Source organism: Stenotrophomonas geniculata ATCC 19374 = JCM 13324, assembly GCF_001431625.1.
GTDB classification, from domain to species: domain Bacteria; phylum Pseudomonadota; class Gammaproteobacteria; order Xanthomonadales; family Xanthomonadaceae; genus Stenotrophomonas; species Stenotrophomonas geniculata.
In genome coordinates, this window is record NZ_LLXT01000102.1 from 21,107 (window position 1) to 35,531 (window position 14,425).

24 protein-coding genes are annotated in these 14,425 nt (G+C 63.9%); 15 read left to right on the forward strand and 9 right to left on the reverse strand.

Translation table 11 applies throughout. The features are described 5' to 3' along the window. Positions 1 to 52 precede the first annotated feature (52 nt). On the forward strand, positions 53 to 733 hold the full coding sequence (locus ARC63_RS09915; RefSeq protein WP_139042399.1) for a hypothetical protein: 681 nt from the start codon (positions 53 to 55) through the stop codon (positions 731 to 733). A 97-nt stretch (positions 734 to 830) separates the two neighbouring features. On the opposite strand, the gene ARC63_RS09920 is transcribed toward ARC63_RS09915, so the two are convergent. From ARC63_RS09920 to ARC63_RS09955, 8 genes are all read right to left on the reverse strand, one after another. Beyond that, a complete protein-coding gene (locus ARC63_RS09920; RefSeq protein WP_057503150.1) occupies positions 831 to 1,037 on the reverse strand; it encodes a hypothetical protein in 207 nt (68 codons plus the stop codon). A 19-nt stretch (positions 1,038 to 1,056) separates the two neighbouring features. Beyond that, on the reverse strand, positions 1,057 to 1,302 hold the full coding sequence (locus ARC63_RS09925; RefSeq protein ID WP_057503151.1) for a hypothetical protein: 246 nt from the start codon (positions 1,300 to 1,302) through the stop codon (positions 1,057 to 1,059). Beyond that, the gene (locus tag ARC63_RS23425; RefSeq protein WP_158003726.1) at positions 1,302 to 1,496 is read right to left on the reverse strand and encodes a hypothetical protein; all 195 of its coding nucleotides are present in this window, start codon (positions 1,494 to 1,496) and stop codon (positions 1,302 to 1,304) included. The genes ARC63_RS09925 and ARC63_RS23425 overlap by 1 nt, the downstream gene beginning before the upstream one ends. Beyond that, on the reverse strand, positions 1,493 to 1,777 hold the full coding sequence (locus ARC63_RS09930) for a winged helix-turn-helix domain-containing protein (RefSeq protein ID WP_057503152.1): 285 nt from the start codon (positions 1,775 to 1,777) through the stop codon (positions 1,493 to 1,495). Before ARC63_RS09930 ends, ARC63_RS23425 begins: the two co-directional genes overlap by 4 nt. Further along, positions 1,774 to 2,292 carry a hypothetical protein gene (locus ARC63_RS09935; RefSeq protein WP_231298611.1) on the reverse strand — a complete coding sequence of 173 codons (519 nt, stop codon included), beginning with the start codon at positions 2,290 to 2,292 and terminating at the stop codon, positions 1,774 to 1,776. The genes ARC63_RS09930 and ARC63_RS09935 overlap by 4 nt, the downstream gene beginning before the upstream one ends. 93 nt (positions 2,293 to 2,385) lie before the next feature. Continuing rightward, positions 2,386 to 2,811: a hypothetical protein gene (locus ARC63_RS09940; RefSeq protein ID WP_057503153.1), complete on the reverse strand. Its 426-nt coding sequence runs from the start codon at positions 2,809 to 2,811 to the stop codon at positions 2,386 to 2,388. 51 nt (positions 2,812 to 2,862) lie between these two features. Next, positions 2,863 to 3,534, reverse strand: coding sequence for a S24 family peptidase (locus ARC63_RS09945; protein WP_057503154.1), 672 nt, complete (start codon positions 3,532 to 3,534; stop codon positions 2,863 to 2,865). Positions 3,535 to 3,970: 436 nt separating this feature from the next. Continuing rightward, the gene (locus ARC63_RS09955) at positions 3,971 to 4,204 is read right to left on the reverse strand and encodes a hypothetical protein (RefSeq protein WP_057503156.1); all 234 of its coding nucleotides are present in this window, start codon (positions 4,202 to 4,204) and stop codon (positions 3,971 to 3,973) included. Between the two features lie 165 nt (positions 4,205 to 4,369). Here ARC63_RS09955 and ARC63_RS09960 point away from each other — a divergent pair, with 165 nt between their 5' ends. The 14 genes from ARC63_RS09960 (at position 4,370) to ARC63_RS23195 (ending at position 13,474) form a co-directional block, all read left to right on the forward strand. Then, the gene (locus ARC63_RS09960; RefSeq protein WP_082587835.1) at positions 4,370 to 4,933 is read left to right on the forward strand and encodes a hypothetical protein; all 564 of its coding nucleotides are present in this window, start codon (positions 4,370 to 4,372) and stop codon (positions 4,931 to 4,933) included. Continuing rightward, entirely contained in the window at positions 4,930 to 5,268 is a 339-nt protein-coding gene (locus tag ARC63_RS09965) for a hypothetical protein (protein ID WP_139042400.1), read from the forward strand. The genes ARC63_RS09960 and ARC63_RS09965 overlap by 4 nt, the downstream gene beginning before the upstream one ends. Then, positions 5,265 to 5,618 carry a hypothetical protein gene (locus tag ARC63_RS09970; RefSeq protein ID WP_057503159.1) on the forward strand — a complete coding sequence of 118 codons (354 nt, stop codon included), beginning with the start codon at positions 5,265 to 5,267 and terminating at the stop codon, positions 5,616 to 5,618. Before ARC63_RS09965 ends, ARC63_RS09970 begins: the two co-directional genes overlap by 4 nt. Next, positions 5,615 to 6,619, forward strand: a complete 1,005-nt coding sequence (locus ARC63_RS09975; protein ID WP_057503160.1) for a YdaU family protein — start codon at positions 5,615 to 5,617, stop codon at positions 6,617 to 6,619. Before ARC63_RS09970 ends, ARC63_RS09975 begins: the two co-directional genes overlap by 4 nt. A 16-nt stretch (positions 6,620 to 6,635) precedes the next feature. After that, a complete protein-coding gene (locus tag ARC63_RS09980) occupies positions 6,636 to 7,196 on the forward strand; it encodes a hypothetical protein (RefSeq protein WP_231298612.1) in 561 nt (186 codons plus the stop codon). Further along, positions 7,183 to 7,713 carry a hypothetical protein gene (locus ARC63_RS09985; RefSeq protein ID WP_057503161.1) on the forward strand — a complete coding sequence of 177 codons (531 nt, stop codon included), beginning with the start codon at positions 7,183 to 7,185 and terminating at the stop codon, positions 7,711 to 7,713. The genes ARC63_RS09980 and ARC63_RS09985 overlap by 14 nt, the downstream gene beginning before the upstream one ends. Further along, the gene (locus ARC63_RS23660) at positions 7,713 to 8,225 is read left to right on the forward strand and encodes a hypothetical protein (RefSeq protein WP_231298613.1); all 513 of its coding nucleotides are present in this window, start codon (positions 7,713 to 7,715) and stop codon (positions 8,223 to 8,225) included. Before ARC63_RS09985 ends, ARC63_RS23660 begins: the two co-directional genes overlap by 1 nt. Before the next feature lie 5 nt (positions 8,226 to 8,230). After that, a complete protein-coding gene (locus tag ARC63_RS09995) occupies positions 8,231 to 9,013 on the forward strand; it encodes a phage antirepressor KilAC domain-containing protein (RefSeq protein ID WP_057503162.1) in 783 nt (260 codons plus the stop codon). Beyond that, on the forward strand, positions 9,013 to 9,300 hold the full coding sequence (locus ARC63_RS10000) for a hypothetical protein (protein WP_057503163.1): 288 nt from the start codon (positions 9,013 to 9,015) through the stop codon (positions 9,298 to 9,300). The genes ARC63_RS09995 and ARC63_RS10000 overlap by 1 nt, the downstream gene beginning before the upstream one ends. Beyond that, the gene (locus tag ARC63_RS10005; protein ID WP_231298614.1) at positions 9,300 to 9,731 is read left to right on the forward strand and encodes a hypothetical protein; all 432 of its coding nucleotides are present in this window, start codon (positions 9,300 to 9,302) and stop codon (positions 9,729 to 9,731) included. The genes ARC63_RS10000 and ARC63_RS10005 overlap by 1 nt, the downstream gene beginning before the upstream one ends. Positions 9,732 to 9,814: 83 nt before the next feature. Next, complete coding sequence (locus ARC63_RS10010) at positions 9,815 to 11,479, forward strand: SNF2-related protein (protein ID WP_231298615.1); 1,665 nt, start codon at positions 9,815 to 9,817, stop codon at positions 11,477 to 11,479. After that, positions 11,476 to 11,628: a hypothetical protein gene (locus ARC63_RS23430; protein WP_158003727.1), complete on the forward strand. Its 153-nt coding sequence runs from the start codon at positions 11,476 to 11,478 to the stop codon at positions 11,626 to 11,628. Before ARC63_RS10010 ends, ARC63_RS23430 begins: the two co-directional genes overlap by 4 nt. A 2-nt stretch (positions 11,629 to 11,630) precedes the next feature. After that, entirely contained in the window at positions 11,631 to 12,392 is a 762-nt protein-coding gene (locus ARC63_RS10015; protein ID WP_057503165.1) for a hypothetical protein, read from the forward strand. Positions 12,393 to 12,460: 68 nt separating this feature from the next. Beyond that, positions 12,461 to 13,474, forward strand: a complete 1,014-nt coding sequence (locus ARC63_RS23195; protein ID WP_139042401.1) for a hypothetical protein — start codon at positions 12,461 to 12,463, stop codon at positions 13,472 to 13,474. Between the two features lie 199 nt (positions 13,475 to 13,673). Here the strand turns inward: ARC63_RS23195 and ARC63_RS10020 are convergent, their stop codons facing one another. Beyond that, complete coding sequence (locus tag ARC63_RS10020) at positions 13,674 to 14,318, reverse strand: hypothetical protein (RefSeq protein ID WP_057503166.1); 645 nt, start codon at positions 14,316 to 14,318, stop codon at positions 13,674 to 13,676. Positions 14,319 to 14,425: the final 107 nt, after the last annotated feature.

A 14,425-nucleotide genomic window follows, 5' to 3' on the forward strand; every position in this document is an offset into this window, starting at 1 on the left:
TCGGATGACGATGTGACCGCAGTCCAGCAGGCACTGAAATCGAGCCGCTAGGATGCTGTTGCCGCGTGAAGTGATGAACCGCGCGCTGGAGACGGCGCGCGTCGGTGCAGCGGTGAGCGGCTGGCTAGCCATTGGTAGTCACCAGGCGCATTCGAGCCGTGGCAGAATGCCGGCCACACCACCGATGGAGTGCGGGATGAGCATCATTGATGGAGTGAGCCAGTGCTGGTTGCTCAGCCGATCTTGTGTAATCGACTGGGATGCTTGGGCTGCCATCGCCACCGCGGCAGCAAGTGGGCTTGCCCTTGCTCTTGCACTCAAAGAGACCCAAGCGCGCCGGCGCAAAGCCAAGCACGACGCATTGCGATCGAAGATCGCGCTTTACCCCCACGTCCATGAAGCTCAAGCCGCGGTCACATCCCTCGGATCGGTGATTCGTCCCGACACTCAACTCATCCTTCCGAACATCGAGTACGAGATCCAAAGGGTCACGGCTGCCATGGAGGCCATCAAAGGAACAGGGCACCAGCTGGAAGATGATGACGCGCTGCTGCTCGCCAACGCCACGTCGCTCGCTGAGTACGTTGTTCGTCAGTCCAAAAGGCTGGTCAACGGCGATGCTGCCGCACACAGTGACGCTACGCTTCGTGACGAGTGGGCGAAGGATGCCCGTAGGGCAACACAGCTCTTTCTTAACCTTGCCTCCGACTACAAGAGGGTTTCCAAAGCCTAGCGGGTCATCGGAGGCGCAGCACGCTTCAATCGCGCTATCGGGAATCGGTGTTGGAGGTTTGGCGTCGCTGGGCTGAGGCTGTTTCATTCGGGAGATCTCAGGCTGCGGTGGTGGCCGGCTCCTCGGCCATGGCTGCCAAGCGCTCAAGGCGTTCGGCTTCGGCGATGTAGTAGTCGTGACGGTCCTGTCGGACCTTCTGGGAGAAGAACGGATCGGTCAGGGCGTTCTCGGCCGCAACGCGGTTGGCCTTGGCCAGGCGGGCTGGGTCGTGGTCGAAGATGTCGAGCTGGTTGCGGAGGTCCATGGATGCCGCCGGCGAAGCGTCAGCGGAGTTGTGTGCGTGGCCAGAGAGCCGGCATCTGCCGTTGCCACGCCGCGTAGCCCACCCGGATGCCCTTCTTGAGCGAGCGCTGCAGGATCTGGCCAAACTGGACGCGGAGCGAGAACCAGCGGCACGGGTGGGTAGCAACTGCCGCCGCGTACCTCTGCAGCCTCTCTTCGGGCGTCGGTGTGGCCGTGCTGACGATCACCGCGTCTAGGCCGCCGCCGATTGGATGCAGGCCGTCCATCAGCGCACCAACCTGTGCAGGTTCGGCGCGACGCGCTGTCGCTGTTCTTCCGCCTCGCGCTGACGCTGCGCGCTCGCCTGGTGCGTGCAATACACGCGGTAGGGATGTCGGCGGGGGCGCTTCGCGCGCTCCAAGGCCGCGCGCTGGTCCGGCGTGAGTTCCGGTGCGGGCAGCTTGATGGCCGGAGCTCTCATGCCGCACCACCCTTGGAGACCGTGTAGCCGCGTCCGCGAGTGGCGAGGATTCTGTAACCGTGCGCTGCGATCTTGCCGCGCAGGCGGCAGATCGCCACCTCGATGGTGTTCGACTTCCGCCCGGAGGCACCGTAGATCTGCTGCTCGATCTGCAAGCGACTGATCGGTGTATCGCCTGCGGCCAAGATCAGCTCCAGGACTTTTGCCTCAGTAGGGCTGAGCGGCAGGCGCTGGCTGCCGATCATTGCCGCGCGCGGCTCGATCTGAATGCCGGTGATCACGGTGCCACCTCGACAAATGCCAGGCCGCTCATCACGCACTGCGCCCGGGCCAGCACGGGGGAGGTGCTCGGCTCTTTGCCGTCTGCGGTCGACAGGGGGACAACCGCATTGGCCCGGACGCATCCCTCGATGGACACCTGGTAGGAGCCGGATTGCACTGCGTCAACGGCATCGAGGGCCAGCTGCCAGCGTGCAGGCTGGAAATCGTTGCTCAGGGCCGTGGTGACACCGGCGGCGCAGTCCGGGACGCGCTGCGCCTCGCTGAAGGCATTGAGGGTCGTGTGGGCGATGGTGGCGCGCAGGCCCCAATCGTCGGCCGTGGCCAATTCGTACACCGCCAGTGCAGCGCAGATGCGGGGGCTGGTGATCACCAGGTCGCGCGGGGTGTCGGTGGCGCGCTCGTTGGCGGGTGCGTCCGAGGGAGCGGCCCAGCCAACCAAGGCCAGGAGGGCGAAACAGGCGATCACGGCGAGCCCGATGCGGGCCGTTCGCTTGGTGCTTTTGGTCAGGGGCATGAACTCTCTCCGTTGCCCGAGAAGTCGGGCACGGAGAGAGTATTACCTGTAGGTATTCTTTACGTCAATACCTGGAGGTAACTTTTTGGTGGATCAATCAGCGAGTTCGACTTCGGTCTGATAGGAAGCCAGGGCCTGGCGGTACTCCTGGACTGCGGGGGAGCGCTCAACTTCTCGCGAGGTCACGCCACGCACGAGGAAAGTGCTGTACGGATCCCAAGTTGAGTACACCCGTTTGGCAGCCTCCCTTAGCTCGTTGGAACCATTTGTCGCAGGGATGGCCTTAAGCGAGGAAAGCAGGTTCTCTCGCGCCTCAGTCAAACAATCAACGATCTTTTGCCGGTCTGCATCTAGGGATCGACCGCTGTACTGCTTCGCGAATGCAAGATCGCTTGACGCAAGCTCACAGTAGAAGCTTGCCCTGCGTGCAGCCTGAAAGAACGCATCGTCCTTTAGAGGCTTGGCTTGCACGACCGGGGCAATGGCTAGCATGGCGATGAGGGAGATTGGCAGCTTCATTTTGGTGTTTCCTTGTCAATCATGTACGCAGATGGTGCCGCCAAGTGGCAGCTAGAAGCGTCGGAAGCCTGCATGTACCAGCGCCTTTCCACGGATGTTCAGGTCGTCCACATCGCAACGCCATTCTTTAAATTCAGGATTGGCGCTTACGACGTACATGCCGTCCACACGCTTCTGAAGCATCTTGATTTGGGTCTCCCCGTTGTAGCTGATCAAGTAGTAGTCATCGCCATCGAAGTAGTCACAGGCGGTGTCTATCCACACAATGTCGCCGTCTTCGATCTTGGGCCGCATCGACGGCCCTCGTCCTGTGATGATCTGGATCCGACCTGCCCGGGGCAGAAAGCCGAGCTTCCGGCGCACTTCCCACTCAGCGACTTCCATGACCCGCATGACTTCTGGATAGTCCTGGTTGACCACCCCAATACCCATGCCTGCTGCTCCCTCCAAAAGCTGGAAGCGAACGTATCCCGGAGGCGTCTCAGGCACTGAGAAGATTGGAGGAGAGGCGTTCTGATCGAAATAGTCGGGGTAGGCGAGGGTCAATTCGGCCCACACATCCTCTCCGATGCGCTTTCCGCCAGCCTTCCCCGGCTCGTAAAGCATCCGCGACACATAGCTCGCGTCCTTGCCGACCTTCGCGGAGATCTTGGCTATTCCGCCTCTACCCAGGGCATCTACCAGCCTTTTCAGCGCCGTTCGGCGCGCTTCGTACTTGTCCATGCCGCTATTCCAAGGATTGATTACCTGCAAGTAAATTCCCTGCGGGTATTGAATCGATGCTTACCCGGAGGTATTGTTTTGGTATGGACACACTTCGCACCTACCTCGGCACCTTGGCGCCAGACGATCAGGCGGCGTTCGCCGTCAAGGCTGGGACGACGATTGGCTATCTGCGAAAGGCTCTGAGTAAGCGGACGCGGTTCGATGGCGCGCTTGCGCGGCGGCTCGATGAGCAGAGCGGGGGACAAGTTTCCCGAAGCGAGTTGCGCCCCGACATTTTCGATCCACCCGAAGCTGCGTCCACTGACCCCGACGCCGGCCGCATCGTCCCAGTGGAGGGGGCTTGATCATGCCCCCTCAACATCCTCGCCCATCGCGTTCGGCGCCACCTGGTTGGCGGATCAAAAAGCTTGCCGAAGGCCGTTACGCACTTGAGTCAGCCGATGGCGGCGGGCCCGGTCAACGGCGGCCGAACGACCATATCGATCTCTGTGACGTCTCCCTCGGTCACAAACGAGAACGAGGCATTGGCCAAGAGAGGGAAGGTTACCGACGAGCCTGAGTTGAAGTGGACCGTGACGTCTACGTCCCGGCCGTTGAGGTTGTTGATGGTGTTCTTTTTGCCGGCATTTGGCTCCAGCGGAATCTTGTACACCTGATCGCTTTTCATGTCGCACTCCCTGCGTGCTGTGTTGTTGGCACATAGAGCTTAGCGCGGGGAGTGCGGCGCCCCAAATCGAAGTGTTGGTCGTCCTGTCCATGGCGATCACTTTGCATCGCCTCCCGAGGTGCGTAAATGAAGCCTGATCCTCAGTTCCACGAGCCCCGCTCAGCGGTGGTGTTCCGCCACACGACGGATGCCATTCGCAACAGCGCCCACACCGACTCCAGCCTGGCCCAGTCGATCGCCGAGCAGTACATGGCGGACGTGGCTCCGGGCGAGCGCATCCTGCAGTTCCATGTCGGCGTCGACGCCGACAGCACCGAGAAGGCGTTGAAGGCCAACGGCCAGATCATCGCCCGTATCCGCAATGGCACAGTCAAAATGCCGGTCGACCTGGAAGAGTCGTGGGTCCGCGCGCTTCCGCCGCAGTGGCGCGATGCCTGCGCGCGCGAGCTGGCCCGGCGCTACGGCTTCCTCGGCGCCCGGATCCCCATGATGGAGCCGCACGCCGGCGTCTTGGCCGTTGCCCGCCTGTCGGTTGAGTTTGGCCACACGCTTGAGGCGCTGACCAACATCCTGGCCGACGGCCGCATCTGCCCGAAGGACATCCCCGAGCTGCGGCGCGCGCTGGACGAGATTGGGCAGTTGGAAGCGGAGCTGATCACCGCCAAGCGGTATGTCACCTGCCACCTGCACGAGCTTGCGCCGCGCGCTGTCGTAGGGGGCGCTGCATGAGCACGTCAGCGATGGTGAGCTGGGCCATTACGGTCGTCAGCGAATTCGAAGGTGCCGGCCGCCGTATCCCCGCCGCGGTAGTGCCGCTGCTGCCGATGGTAGAGGTGGTGCTATGGGCGAAGGAGCAGCCCGCGCCGCTAAAAATCGAAGTGCTGCAGCAGCGCTTCAACCTTTCCCGCGCCACCGCCTACCGTTGGTACAGCGCACTCCTTGACCTTCACGACCCCGCAGCCGCGTGCCGCCGCATTCCCACAGCACAGGTCCTGCGCGGATCGATGTTCCGCGCGCTGCAGGACGCAGCACGGCAGGCTGATGCCCCGGATGGTGCTGTATGAGCCCCATCGCGAGCCTCGGGACTGTTTGCGGTCCCCAGCGCGTGACTGGTTTCACTGAGACGCCATCGCGCGCACCGGATCACCGCCGCAAGGCGGCCCAGGACGGTCAGTGCCAGACGCAGATCATCATGGGCTTTGTGCTCTGGGCGAGCACCTGCTGTGCGTTCTTCCCGACAGTCCAGCAGGTGCAGAATCGATTCAACGTCAGCCGTGCCACGGCCTTTCGCTGGCGACGCATGCTGGCCGACGCACTGTGCATGCCTGACGTGCCCCGCAATCCGTGTCCAGGTGTTGACTCAGAGCCGGTAGCGATGGCGCCGCTGCTGCGCGGTGCGGGGGTAGGTGCGTGATCTACTTTGAGATGTACCCCGGCGACTACCTCAAGGACACCACGCGGCTGTGCCTGACGGACCACGGTGTCTACTTCAAGCTGATGTTGGCTTACTACTCGGAAGAGGAAGCATTGCCAGAGAGCCTGGCGGAGCTGTATGTCATCGCCGGTGCCATCAGTGCGGCCGACAAGGCAGCGGTCAAGAAGGTCGCCGAGCGCTACTTCCCTGTGGCCGAGGACGGGCTGCGGCATAGCAAACGTTGCGACGAACAGATTGCCACCGCCCAAGGGCGAATTGCGGAAGGGCAGGGTCGTAGGGAGGAGAGGAAGAACGCCGAGGCTGAGCGGCAGGCGCGGACCCGCGCACGCCGCACGATGCTCTTTGAGGACCTCCGTAACGTCGGTGTCGTGCCGAGCGGCATGGCCACCATGGCGGAGCTGAAGGCATTGCACGTCACGCACGTCACCGGCGACGAGGACGTGACACTGGATAAGTTGTCACGCGTGACAAGTCACGGTGCGTCACGCGTGACAGGGGGTGTGAACACAGGTGTGAACACGGGTAACCAGACCCCAGACCCCACTTCTTCTACTCCAGATACATCACAGCACGCTCAAGGATCTCTGAGCGGTGTGACCGACGCAGGGCATGCGTGCCTGCTGATGCGGCAGGCCGGGTGCCATTCGACCAACCCCAGCCATCCCGATCTCCTGGCGGCGCTGGCCGAAGGCGTGACCCCGCAGGAGCTGGCCGACACCGCCGCCGAGGGACTGAGCCGTTCACCGCCTGTCGCCAAGCCATTCCCCTGGGCAATCCAGACCGCTCGAAGCCGAAAAGCCGCCGGCGCAACGCCGACGAACACCACCAACACCGGAGGCCCCAATGCAAACCCTCAACTCGGTTCTGCCGAGCACGTTGCCGAGCAGCGGCGACTCCACGAACAGCGCGCGGCAGCTGGCGGCTTTGGCGGATCAGGCGGCGACGTCATCGAAGGCGAATTCCAATGCGTCCAGCACTGACCCGGACCAGCGCGCGGTGAGCGCCCTGTGGACCGTGTGGGAGCGCATGGCCGGCATGTTCCCAGGCAAGTGGGTGCGGGAGAACGGCGCAGCGCCGGTGAACAACGCTGGCAACCTAACCACCGCCGGTGAACTGTGGTTCCAGGTGATGTCCGGAATCACCCCGCGGCAGGTGGCTGAGGGGTTGGCCAACTGCCTGCGCAGCGCGCTGCAGTGGCCGCCGAACCCCGGCCAGTTCCGTGCCATGTGCCTAGGCGTGCCGGCGCTGGCGGAGGTCGACGGTCAGATGCGGCCGGGGCAGGCCCACAGCGGTTTCACCGTGCTGGTGCGGTCCATGCTGGACCTGCACGCCTACCGCACTGCCGAGAGCGGAGCGCTGCAGCAGCGCATGTTGGCCAACGCCTACGAGCGGGCGGTGAAGCACGTCATGGACGGCGGCGCCGTACCTGCACCGGCGGCAGCGCTGCCTGCTCCCAAGCACGAGCCGCAGGTGGTGCGCGATCGCGATGCCGCGCGCAGCGCTATGGCGCTCGCTGCTGCCGAGCTGGGGTTTGGAGGCGCGCATGGAGCCGGCTGAAATCCGCATCTACCAGCGGCACCTGATGCTGTTCTGCCTCGGGATCCACGGTGACAGCACCGCAGCTGAAGCGCTGGAGCTGATGGGGAACGCTGCACTGGAGGTGGGGGCACCACGCGAGGCCATGTTGCTGACCACGGCCGCCGCCGCCGGCCTGCTGCGAGAGCTGGACCGCGATGGCCTGGTACGCCGCTGCGAAAACCGCGACAGCGCCCGGCACGGTCGGCCGGAAGCCACCTGGGCGGTAACCGACGCCGGCCGGGTGGACTGCATGCCGCTCCCGCCCTCGGGGCAGCAGCAGCTGGCCATGCCGCAGCTGGCACCGGCACCGACCCACCGCACCCGTGGCGGCCTGTCGATGGAGCAGCTGATGGGCCTGCTCAACGTCGAGTTCGACTGCATGCTCGAGCAGATGGACCGGGAGCACCAGGCCGCGCAACAGCGCGCCCGGCACGAGTTCGATGCATTCCGGCAGCGCGCGATGCGCGTGTGGGGCGCTGCGGAGGCATCTACCTGATGCCGCCGAAGAAGACATCCAGCCGCTCACTGCGCTACGCCACCACGCAGGACATGCCGGAGGGCATGCGTCGCCTGGTGCAGGCAAGTACAGCCGCCGCTGCACTGGCGCCGACCGCGCCACGCGCGTATCGGCCGCCGACGGCGGGCCAGCCTGCCGGAAGCGGCAACGCCGCCGGCAAGGTCGCGCGTGGCCGGCCCCGCCATGTTCCCGGCGAGATGAACAAGACCGAAGAGGCCTACGCCGCGCACCTGGCGCTGCAGCTGGCCGCCGGCGAGATTGCTTGGTTCCGGTTCGAGTCCGTGAAGCTGAAGTTGGCCGAGAAGACCCACCTCACCATCGACTTCTTCGTGATGACGGCCGCCGGCGACCTGGAGGCCCACGAGGTGAAGGGATTCTGGGAGGAAGACGCCCGCGTGAAGGTGAAGGTGGCCGCCGAGATGTACCCGTTCCGATTCCTGGCAGTCCAGCGCGCCCCCGGCGGCGGCTGGAAAACGGAGGTGTTCTCTTGAACGCGATGATGATTGGCGGCGCCAGCGTGCGCCGCGACGATGTGGGCAGGTTCTGCCTGAACGATCTGCACCAGGCCGCCGGCGGCGCCAAGCGGCACCAGCCCAGCGACTGGCAGCGCCTGAAGCAGACCGAGGAACTGGTGGCCGAACTGGTCAACTCCGGGGAATCCCGGGTTTACCCGGTGCACTCGGTAGCCGGCCGCTACGGCGGCAGTTACGTGGTGCGCGAGCTGGTCTATGCCTACGCCATGTGGATCAGCCCCAGCTTCAGCCTGCAGGTGATTCGCGCCTATGACGCGCTGGTGGCCGGGTCGCCTGCACCTGACCCGATGCAGGCGTTGACCGACCCGGCGACGCTGCGCGCGCTGCTGCTGTCCTACAGCGAGAAGGCCGAGATCCTCGAGGCGCGCGTGCAGTACCAGGAGCCGCAGGTCCGCGCGTTGCTGCGCCTGACCCAGGCCGACGGCGCCTTCAACATCAGCACCGCGGCCAAGATGCTGCAGGTGCAGCCGCGCCAGCTGTTCGCCTGGCTGGCCGAGCACGGCTGGATCTACCGCCGCGCCGGCAGCAAGAACTGGCTGGCGTACCAGACCCGCCTGCAGCAGGGCGTGCTGACGCACAAAGCCAGCGTGCAGCGGCGGGAGGGGGAGCCGGATCGCGTGCACGAGCAGGTGCTGGTGACCGCGAAGGGGCTGTCGCGACTGGCCGAGAGCATCGACCGGGACCAGATGACCTGGGCGCAGGCCGACGCGGCGACCGGGCTGCAGCTGGCTGCGGAGGTGGCCTGATGGACGCCATCGAGAAGCGGTCGCGGGCGCTGCTGGACGCCGAGCTGCGAAAGCTCGGGTTGCATGAGGACGCCCATCACGTTGGTTGCGGTGCTGACCTCGACAGGAACGATCAGGCCGCGATCAACGCCATTTCTGCCGCCAGCACTCCGCCCGAGGGCTACGTGCTGGTGCCGGTGGGTCTGTCGAGTTCGATGGCGAAAGCCGCCTGGGCGACTTTGGCCGACGACGGATCCTTTGGGGAGATATGGACGGCCATGCTCGCCGCTCGCCCGGAGGTGCCGTGATGGGCGGCGCAATCGTCACGCGGCGGGAAGTGGCACCGATGAAGCCGGGTACTGCGATGGAAGAACAGCTGCAGCTCAAGGGCATTGGCCGGCTGCTGGCCGGGTTCGGGTATCGCTACGGGTCTGAAGTCCAGCTGCACGAGGTGATGGCCACCGTTCTGGACCAGGCTGGCCATGCGCACGTGCGCGAGCACCGGCTGGACGCCAGTAACCGCGCTGACTTCTGGCTGGATGGCCTTGTGATCGAGGTGAAGGTGGCCGGCTCGCTCGCCGATGCGCTGCGGCAGGTCGGGCGCTACATCAACCTGCCACAGGTGCGCGGGGTGCTGCTGGCCACCACCGAACGCTGGGGGGACCGCCCGCTGGTGGCCCGGCCGGCTTGGCAGGGCAAGCCCTTCAACATTATTCGCCTGAAGAGGCAGGCACTGTGATGCAGACGACTTATGGAACCCTCCTGTACAGCGCCGACCGCAGTACCTGGCGGGTGGTCTGCGAGCCGCAGGTGCGTGCGCGCATGAAGCGCGTGTTTCCCCGGGTGCGCCAGCACGCCGCAGAACATATCGACCTGTCGGCGACGCCAGAGAACAGCCGGGAGCTGCAGTGGTTCACGCAGCGCTACCCGCTCTCGATGGACGACGCCACGGGGCGCACGCTTCAGCAGCTGGCCGACCAGCACGTGGAAATGGAGCGCAGCCTGGCCGAGCTGGTGGCTGGGCGCGTCCAGGTTCCGGAGTTCGCATTGGCGAGGCCCCCGCGCGAGTATCAGCGCGTGGCGGGAGCGCAGTTGGCAATCCGCGGCGGGCTACTGCTGGCTGACGATCTGGGCCTTGGCAAAACGGTCACCGGCATCTGCCCGATGGCGGTACCGGGTAACCTACCGGCGGTGGTGGTGTACCCGGCGGCGCTGCCGAACCACTGGCCGGAGAAGCTGGCCGAGTTCGCGCCGCAGCTGCGCGTGCACCACATCAGGAAGAGCACGCCGTACCCACTCGTGCGGCAGCCGAAGCAGCGGATCAAGGATCTATGGGACTCGCTGCCGGACGTGATCCTGGTCAGCTACCACAAGCTCCGGGGCTGGGCCGAGACGCTCGGGGAGATCGCACAGTACGTGGTGTTCGAGGAATGCCAGCAGCTGCGCAGCCCAGACAGCAGCATCCACAGCGCCTGCCGCCACCTGGCCAGCCGGGCACGGCTGCGCATGGGCCTGACCGCCACTCCGATCTACAACTACGGGTGCGAGTTCTTCCATGTGGTCGACCCGCTGCTGCCCGGCTGCCTGGGCACCTATGACGAGTTCCTCCGGGAGTGGTGCATCTCCGCGCCCGGGGAGAAGGCCAAGCTGCAGGACGCTGAGCAGTTCGGCCAGTACCTGAGGCGCCAGGGGATCATGCTGCGCCGCACCCGCAAGGAAGTGGGGCGGGAGCTGCCGGCGCTGTCGAAGATCCCGCACGAGGTGGAGGCCGACGCCAAGGCCCTGGACGCCATCACCGGCGACGCAGCGGCGCTGGCACGGATCATCCTGCGGGCCAACGAACAGTACCGCGGCGAGAAGATGCAGGCCGCCGGCGAGTTCGACCGTCTGCTGCGCCAGGCGACGGGCGTGGCCAAGGCGCCCTACGTGGCCGAGTTCGTCAGGCTGCTGCTGGAGAGCGGCCAGAAGGTGTTGCTGTTCGGCTGGCACCGGGAGGTCTACAGCATCTGGCAGGAGAAGCTGGCCGCCTACAACCCGGTCATGTACACCGGCAGCGAATCGCCCACTCAGAAACAGGCGGCGAAGGAGGCATTCATCACGGGCGACAGCCAGGTGATGCTGATCAGCCTCCGCTCTGGTGCTGGCATCGACGGGCTGCAGCATGTGTGCAGCACCGCGGTGTTCGGCGAGCTGGACTGGTCACCGGGCGTCCACGAGCAGTGCATTGGCCGCGTGCACCGCGACGGCCAGACGGAGCCGGTCATGGCGTACTTCCTGCTCTCCGACAGCGGGAGCGACCCGGTCGTTTCTGACGTTCTCGGCGTCAAACGGGAGCAGATCGAGGGCGTGCGCAGCCCCGGTGAGCACCTGGTGGAGCGGCTGGACGTCGGCGAGAACCAGCTGCGCGCGCTGGCGCTGCAGTTCCTTCAGCAGCAGGGCGCGCCCCTGCAACCCAACAACGTGACGAACATGGAGCACTCCCGATGATCCGCGACTTTGCCAGCCTGGATGAGGCCGCCCACTACCTGTACCTGGCCGAGAAGCCCGGCCCGGTCCGCTGCCGCGTGGATGGCAGTGTCTGGGACGTCTGGCGCGATGGGCGCTCTGTCTTCGTGCAAGACGGTGAGGTGGCTTGAACATGGGGCTGGAACTGGACAGCAGCATGGCCGGCTGCGGCAACTGTGGCAGCGGGGGCGTCCGCAATCGCGTGCGGCATTCCCGTGGTGGGGTATGTAGCGCTCAGGTGGTCTGCCAGCGCTGTGGTGCCTATGGCGCGCTGTTCGTCGGTGCCGACGCGCAGCGGCTGGCTGCTGAAGACTGGTTGCGCCGGCCAGCGTCCTTGGCCGTTCGTGGACTCCCGGCAGAGGTACGGCCGGTCCCGCCGGTAGCGACAGCGCGCGCCAAAAAGGTCGAGGAGCGCGACCCGCTCGAGCTGATCGCCCGCATGGTTGTTGGTGGCAGCTTCCGGATACCGACGCAGGGCCGCAGCACGGCCGCGATGCTCTCTGCGGCAGATGTGGCGGGCGCTGTGGGGATGATGCGAGATCCTGTTGCAAAACAGGCGGCAACCGCTGTGGCTCTGCGATCTGAAGGGCAGGCGCTCGTGCTGTTGGGGCGGAGCGCAGCTCGTCGGGTGTTCCGCATGTGCCGCGCATTCGGCGACGCAGGGCCACTGCGCTTGGATGATCCTGCCGACCGTTGGCGGCTACGCCTGGTGCTGCAGGACGCCGTGAACGATCTGGTATGGCCCGAACGGAAAGCTCCGTCGCACGCGGCAGCGAGAGCTGCGAAGATGCGGAAGGCGGACTATCTGCGGGTGTACCGCCTTGCCAAATCCACTCTCGACCACGCTGTCGACGCTGGAAGAAGGGATTTTAGTCGGAGATTGTTCTCACGATAGCTGGGCGGTTCTAGGCCGCCTGAATGTGTGGGACCATCTACAGTTGGGGAACACAGGAAGCGGTCGCGATGGACAAGTGGAAATTCAGGAAGTTCGGGCTATGGCTTCGCGATCTACAGTGGGCAGCTATCGCCATCACAGTTGGAGCATTGGCGACTGTCGTTCTCAGGGCGCTGTTTCCAGACGCATTCAAAATTGACGCGATTTCGCTCGCGCTAATCGTACTGGCTGTTCTTCCTTGGCTACGATCAATCGTGAAGTCGGTTGAAGTTGCAGGACTAGGAAAGTTAGAGCTTCAGGACGTCGAGCGAGCCGCCAAGAAGGTGGAGGACGCAGGTCTTCCGAAGCCTGAAGAAAGCGGCGTTGATGATCCGGAACTTCCTGAAGTCGGTGAGGAAACTCCTTCGGATATCGATACCGAAGAGGTGATTCCGGTTGTCACGGCTGATGAGGAGAGGAAAGAGGCATCACAAAGGAACGCAGCAGAGGGCGGGCACCAGCCGGCGCCGAGAACGGAGCCCTCAGTTTTTGCACCAATTGTTTTTGACTCATCGGAGTGGCCGCCGTCCCCACCCAAGATGTATAGACGTGGATTCGAATTGCGAAATCCATTGCATGACTACTTTTCGCTCTACCCAGAAGCCGATTCTAAAGTCCCTCTTGAGTCGGCTCGGCGGCTTCTTTATAGAGCATTGGCGCGGCTCGCTACGGAGTTCGGAGTATTCGCTACATCGACCGAGGCTACAGTTGATAATCTGGTGCGCGAAGGGGCGCTTGACGAGAAACAGGCAGACGCAGTGATCACTGCGTCCAAACTCATAAATACGGCATCGCATGGAATGGTCAGTGGCCTAGCCATTCAGAGGACGGTTGAGCTCGTCGATGCGGTGATCAAGTCGCTCGACGTGTTGCGAGATCGGGCCGCGTCTCGAAAGCGAAAGACTGTCTCGGGTGCTGACGGACTGACATCTCCGATACCTGAAGAATCACCTGAAACTTCGGAGGGTGGCGAATCCAATGCAGGGAAGTCGCCTGGTACTGGAAAGCGGACAACGGGCCGGGAAGGCGGCGAGCAACAGTAGCTGGCTGGATTCACAAAGATTACCGCAGTCGCCGCGAAACTTACCGCATTCGACCGACTGCGGTAAGGAACCTTACCGCAGTTGCATCGGGAACCAGAAGTTGTGCAAAGTATGTACCGTGGGCGAGGTAGTAAGCAGCTCACGGAACAACGGCCGCAGGCCTGGACTCGGGAGGTCCAGTTACCTGCGGTTCGTTGTTTCAGGAGGACTTCAAACCAGATGCAGACGAGACGAGTTCCTCTCTCAGTTGCGTTGGTAGGCGCAGAGTTCTTCTGACCGACTGAAGAGCCTGATTGTTTGGAAGCCTGTCGGACAGTCGCTGAATCGCAAGGATGATCGTTTTTACATCAGTGGTTACGAAGTAGTCTGCATGTGCTTCCAGCGACGCCTCTAGATGCTCCACATCAAATTCCTTTTTCCGTATCTTCTCCTCGTAGAGAAACGAGCCAGCTGACTGTGCACGTACGGCGGCTTCATGGAGCAAGCGTTCATGATCAACGCCATCCGCTGTGAGCAAAACGTCCAAGCTCCCGCCGTAGATGCCTCCGCAAAGAACGCTTTCATCAGCCTTGAACGAGCCATCAGCTCGCGTGAGCGGAATAGGGACTCGGGCTGAGTGGCCTTCGGTTCGCGTTTTGATCTCTGCAGCACGCCTCTCCCCCAGCTCAAGTACTACTCGCTCGTCGTACAGAAGTTGGGCTTGGACGTTGCCATTGCTGATGGCCGTTAGCACGTCGTCGAATGCGATGGCATCTACAGAGTGAGTCGATGTGTCGCTGAATAGGCCTTCTATCCACGAAAGCCAATGGCGCCATACGCACGTATCAACAAAAATTTTCAGCATTTCTTCCTGACCTTGCTGTCGGGAGTAACCAGGTGCTTTCCAGCGCCTTAATTTACGCCCGCATCCCCCGTCCGGATCAACCCTCGCGCCTAGCCGGCAGCGGGGCG

Bases quoted from the DNA above. Each gene is read 5' to 3' on its own strand.
- ARC63_RS10005 (WP_231298614.1), top strand. From the start codon at position 9,300: ATGGGCGGCGCAATCGTCACGCGGCGGGAAGTGGCACCGATGAAGCCG.
- ARC63_RS23660 (WP_231298613.1), top strand. From the start codon at position 7,713: ATGCCGCCGAAGAAGACATCCAGCCGCTCACTGCGCTACGCCACCACG.
- ARC63_RS23195 (WP_139042401.1), top strand. From the start codon at position 12,461: ATGGACAAGTGGAAATTCAGGAAGTTCGGGCTATGGCTTCGCGATCTA.
- ARC63_RS09945 (WP_057503154.1), bottom strand. From the start codon at position 3,534: ATGGACAAGTACGAAGCGCGCCGAACGGCGCTGAAAAGGCTGGTAGAT.
- ARC63_RS10020 (WP_057503166.1), bottom strand. From the start codon at position 14,318: ATGCTGAAAATTTTTGTTGATACGTGCGTATGGCGCCATTGGCTTTCG.
- ARC63_RS09940 (WP_057503153.1), bottom strand. From the start codon at position 2,811: ATGAAGCTGCCAATCTCCCTCATCGCCATGCTAGCCATTGCCCCGGTC.
- ARC63_RS23430 (WP_158003727.1), top strand. From the start codon at position 11,476: ATGATCCGCGACTTTGCCAGCCTGGATGAGGCCGCCCACTACCTGTAC.
- ARC63_RS10015 (WP_057503165.1), top strand. From the start codon at position 11,631: ATGGGGCTGGAACTGGACAGCAGCATGGCCGGCTGCGGCAACTGTGGC.
- ARC63_RS09935 (WP_231298611.1), bottom strand. From the start codon at position 2,292: ATGCCCCTGACCAAAAGCACCAAGCGAACGGCCCGCATCGGGCTCGCC.
- ARC63_RS09915 (WP_139042399.1), top strand. From the start codon at position 53: ATGCTGTTGCCGCGTGAAGTGATGAACCGCGCGCTGGAGACGGCGCGC.
- ARC63_RS23425 (WP_158003726.1), bottom strand. From the start codon at position 1,496: ATGAGAGCTCCGGCCATCAAGCTGCCCGCACCGGAACTCACGCCGGAC.
- ARC63_RS09985 (WP_057503161.1), top strand. From the start codon at position 7,183: ATGGAGCCGGCTGAAATCCGCATCTACCAGCGGCACCTGATGCTGTTC.
- ARC63_RS09955 (WP_057503156.1), bottom strand. From the start codon at position 4,204: ATGAAAAGCGATCAGGTGTACAAGATTCCGCTGGAGCCAAATGCCGGC.
- ARC63_RS09970 (WP_057503159.1), top strand. From the start codon at position 5,265: ATGAGCCCCATCGCGAGCCTCGGGACTGTTTGCGGTCCCCAGCGCGTG.
- ARC63_RS09925 (WP_057503151.1), bottom strand. From the start codon at position 1,302: ATGGACGGCCTGCATCCAATCGGCGGCGGCCTAGACGCGGTGATCGTC.
- ARC63_RS09965 (WP_139042400.1), top strand. From the start codon at position 4,930: ATGAGCACGTCAGCGATGGTGAGCTGGGCCATTACGGTCGTCAGCGAA.
- ARC63_RS09920 (WP_057503150.1), bottom strand. From the start codon at position 1,037: ATGGACCTCCGCAACCAGCTCGACATCTTCGACCACGACCCAGCCCGC.
- ARC63_RS09995 (WP_057503162.1), top strand. From the start codon at position 8,231: ATGATGATTGGCGGCGCCAGCGTGCGCCGCGACGATGTGGGCAGGTTC.
- ARC63_RS10010 (WP_231298615.1), top strand. From the start codon at position 9,815: ATGAAGCGCGTGTTTCCCCGGGTGCGCCAGCACGCCGCAGAACATATC.
- ARC63_RS10000 (WP_057503163.1), top strand. From the start codon at position 9,013: ATGGACGCCATCGAGAAGCGGTCGCGGGCGCTGCTGGACGCCGAGCTG.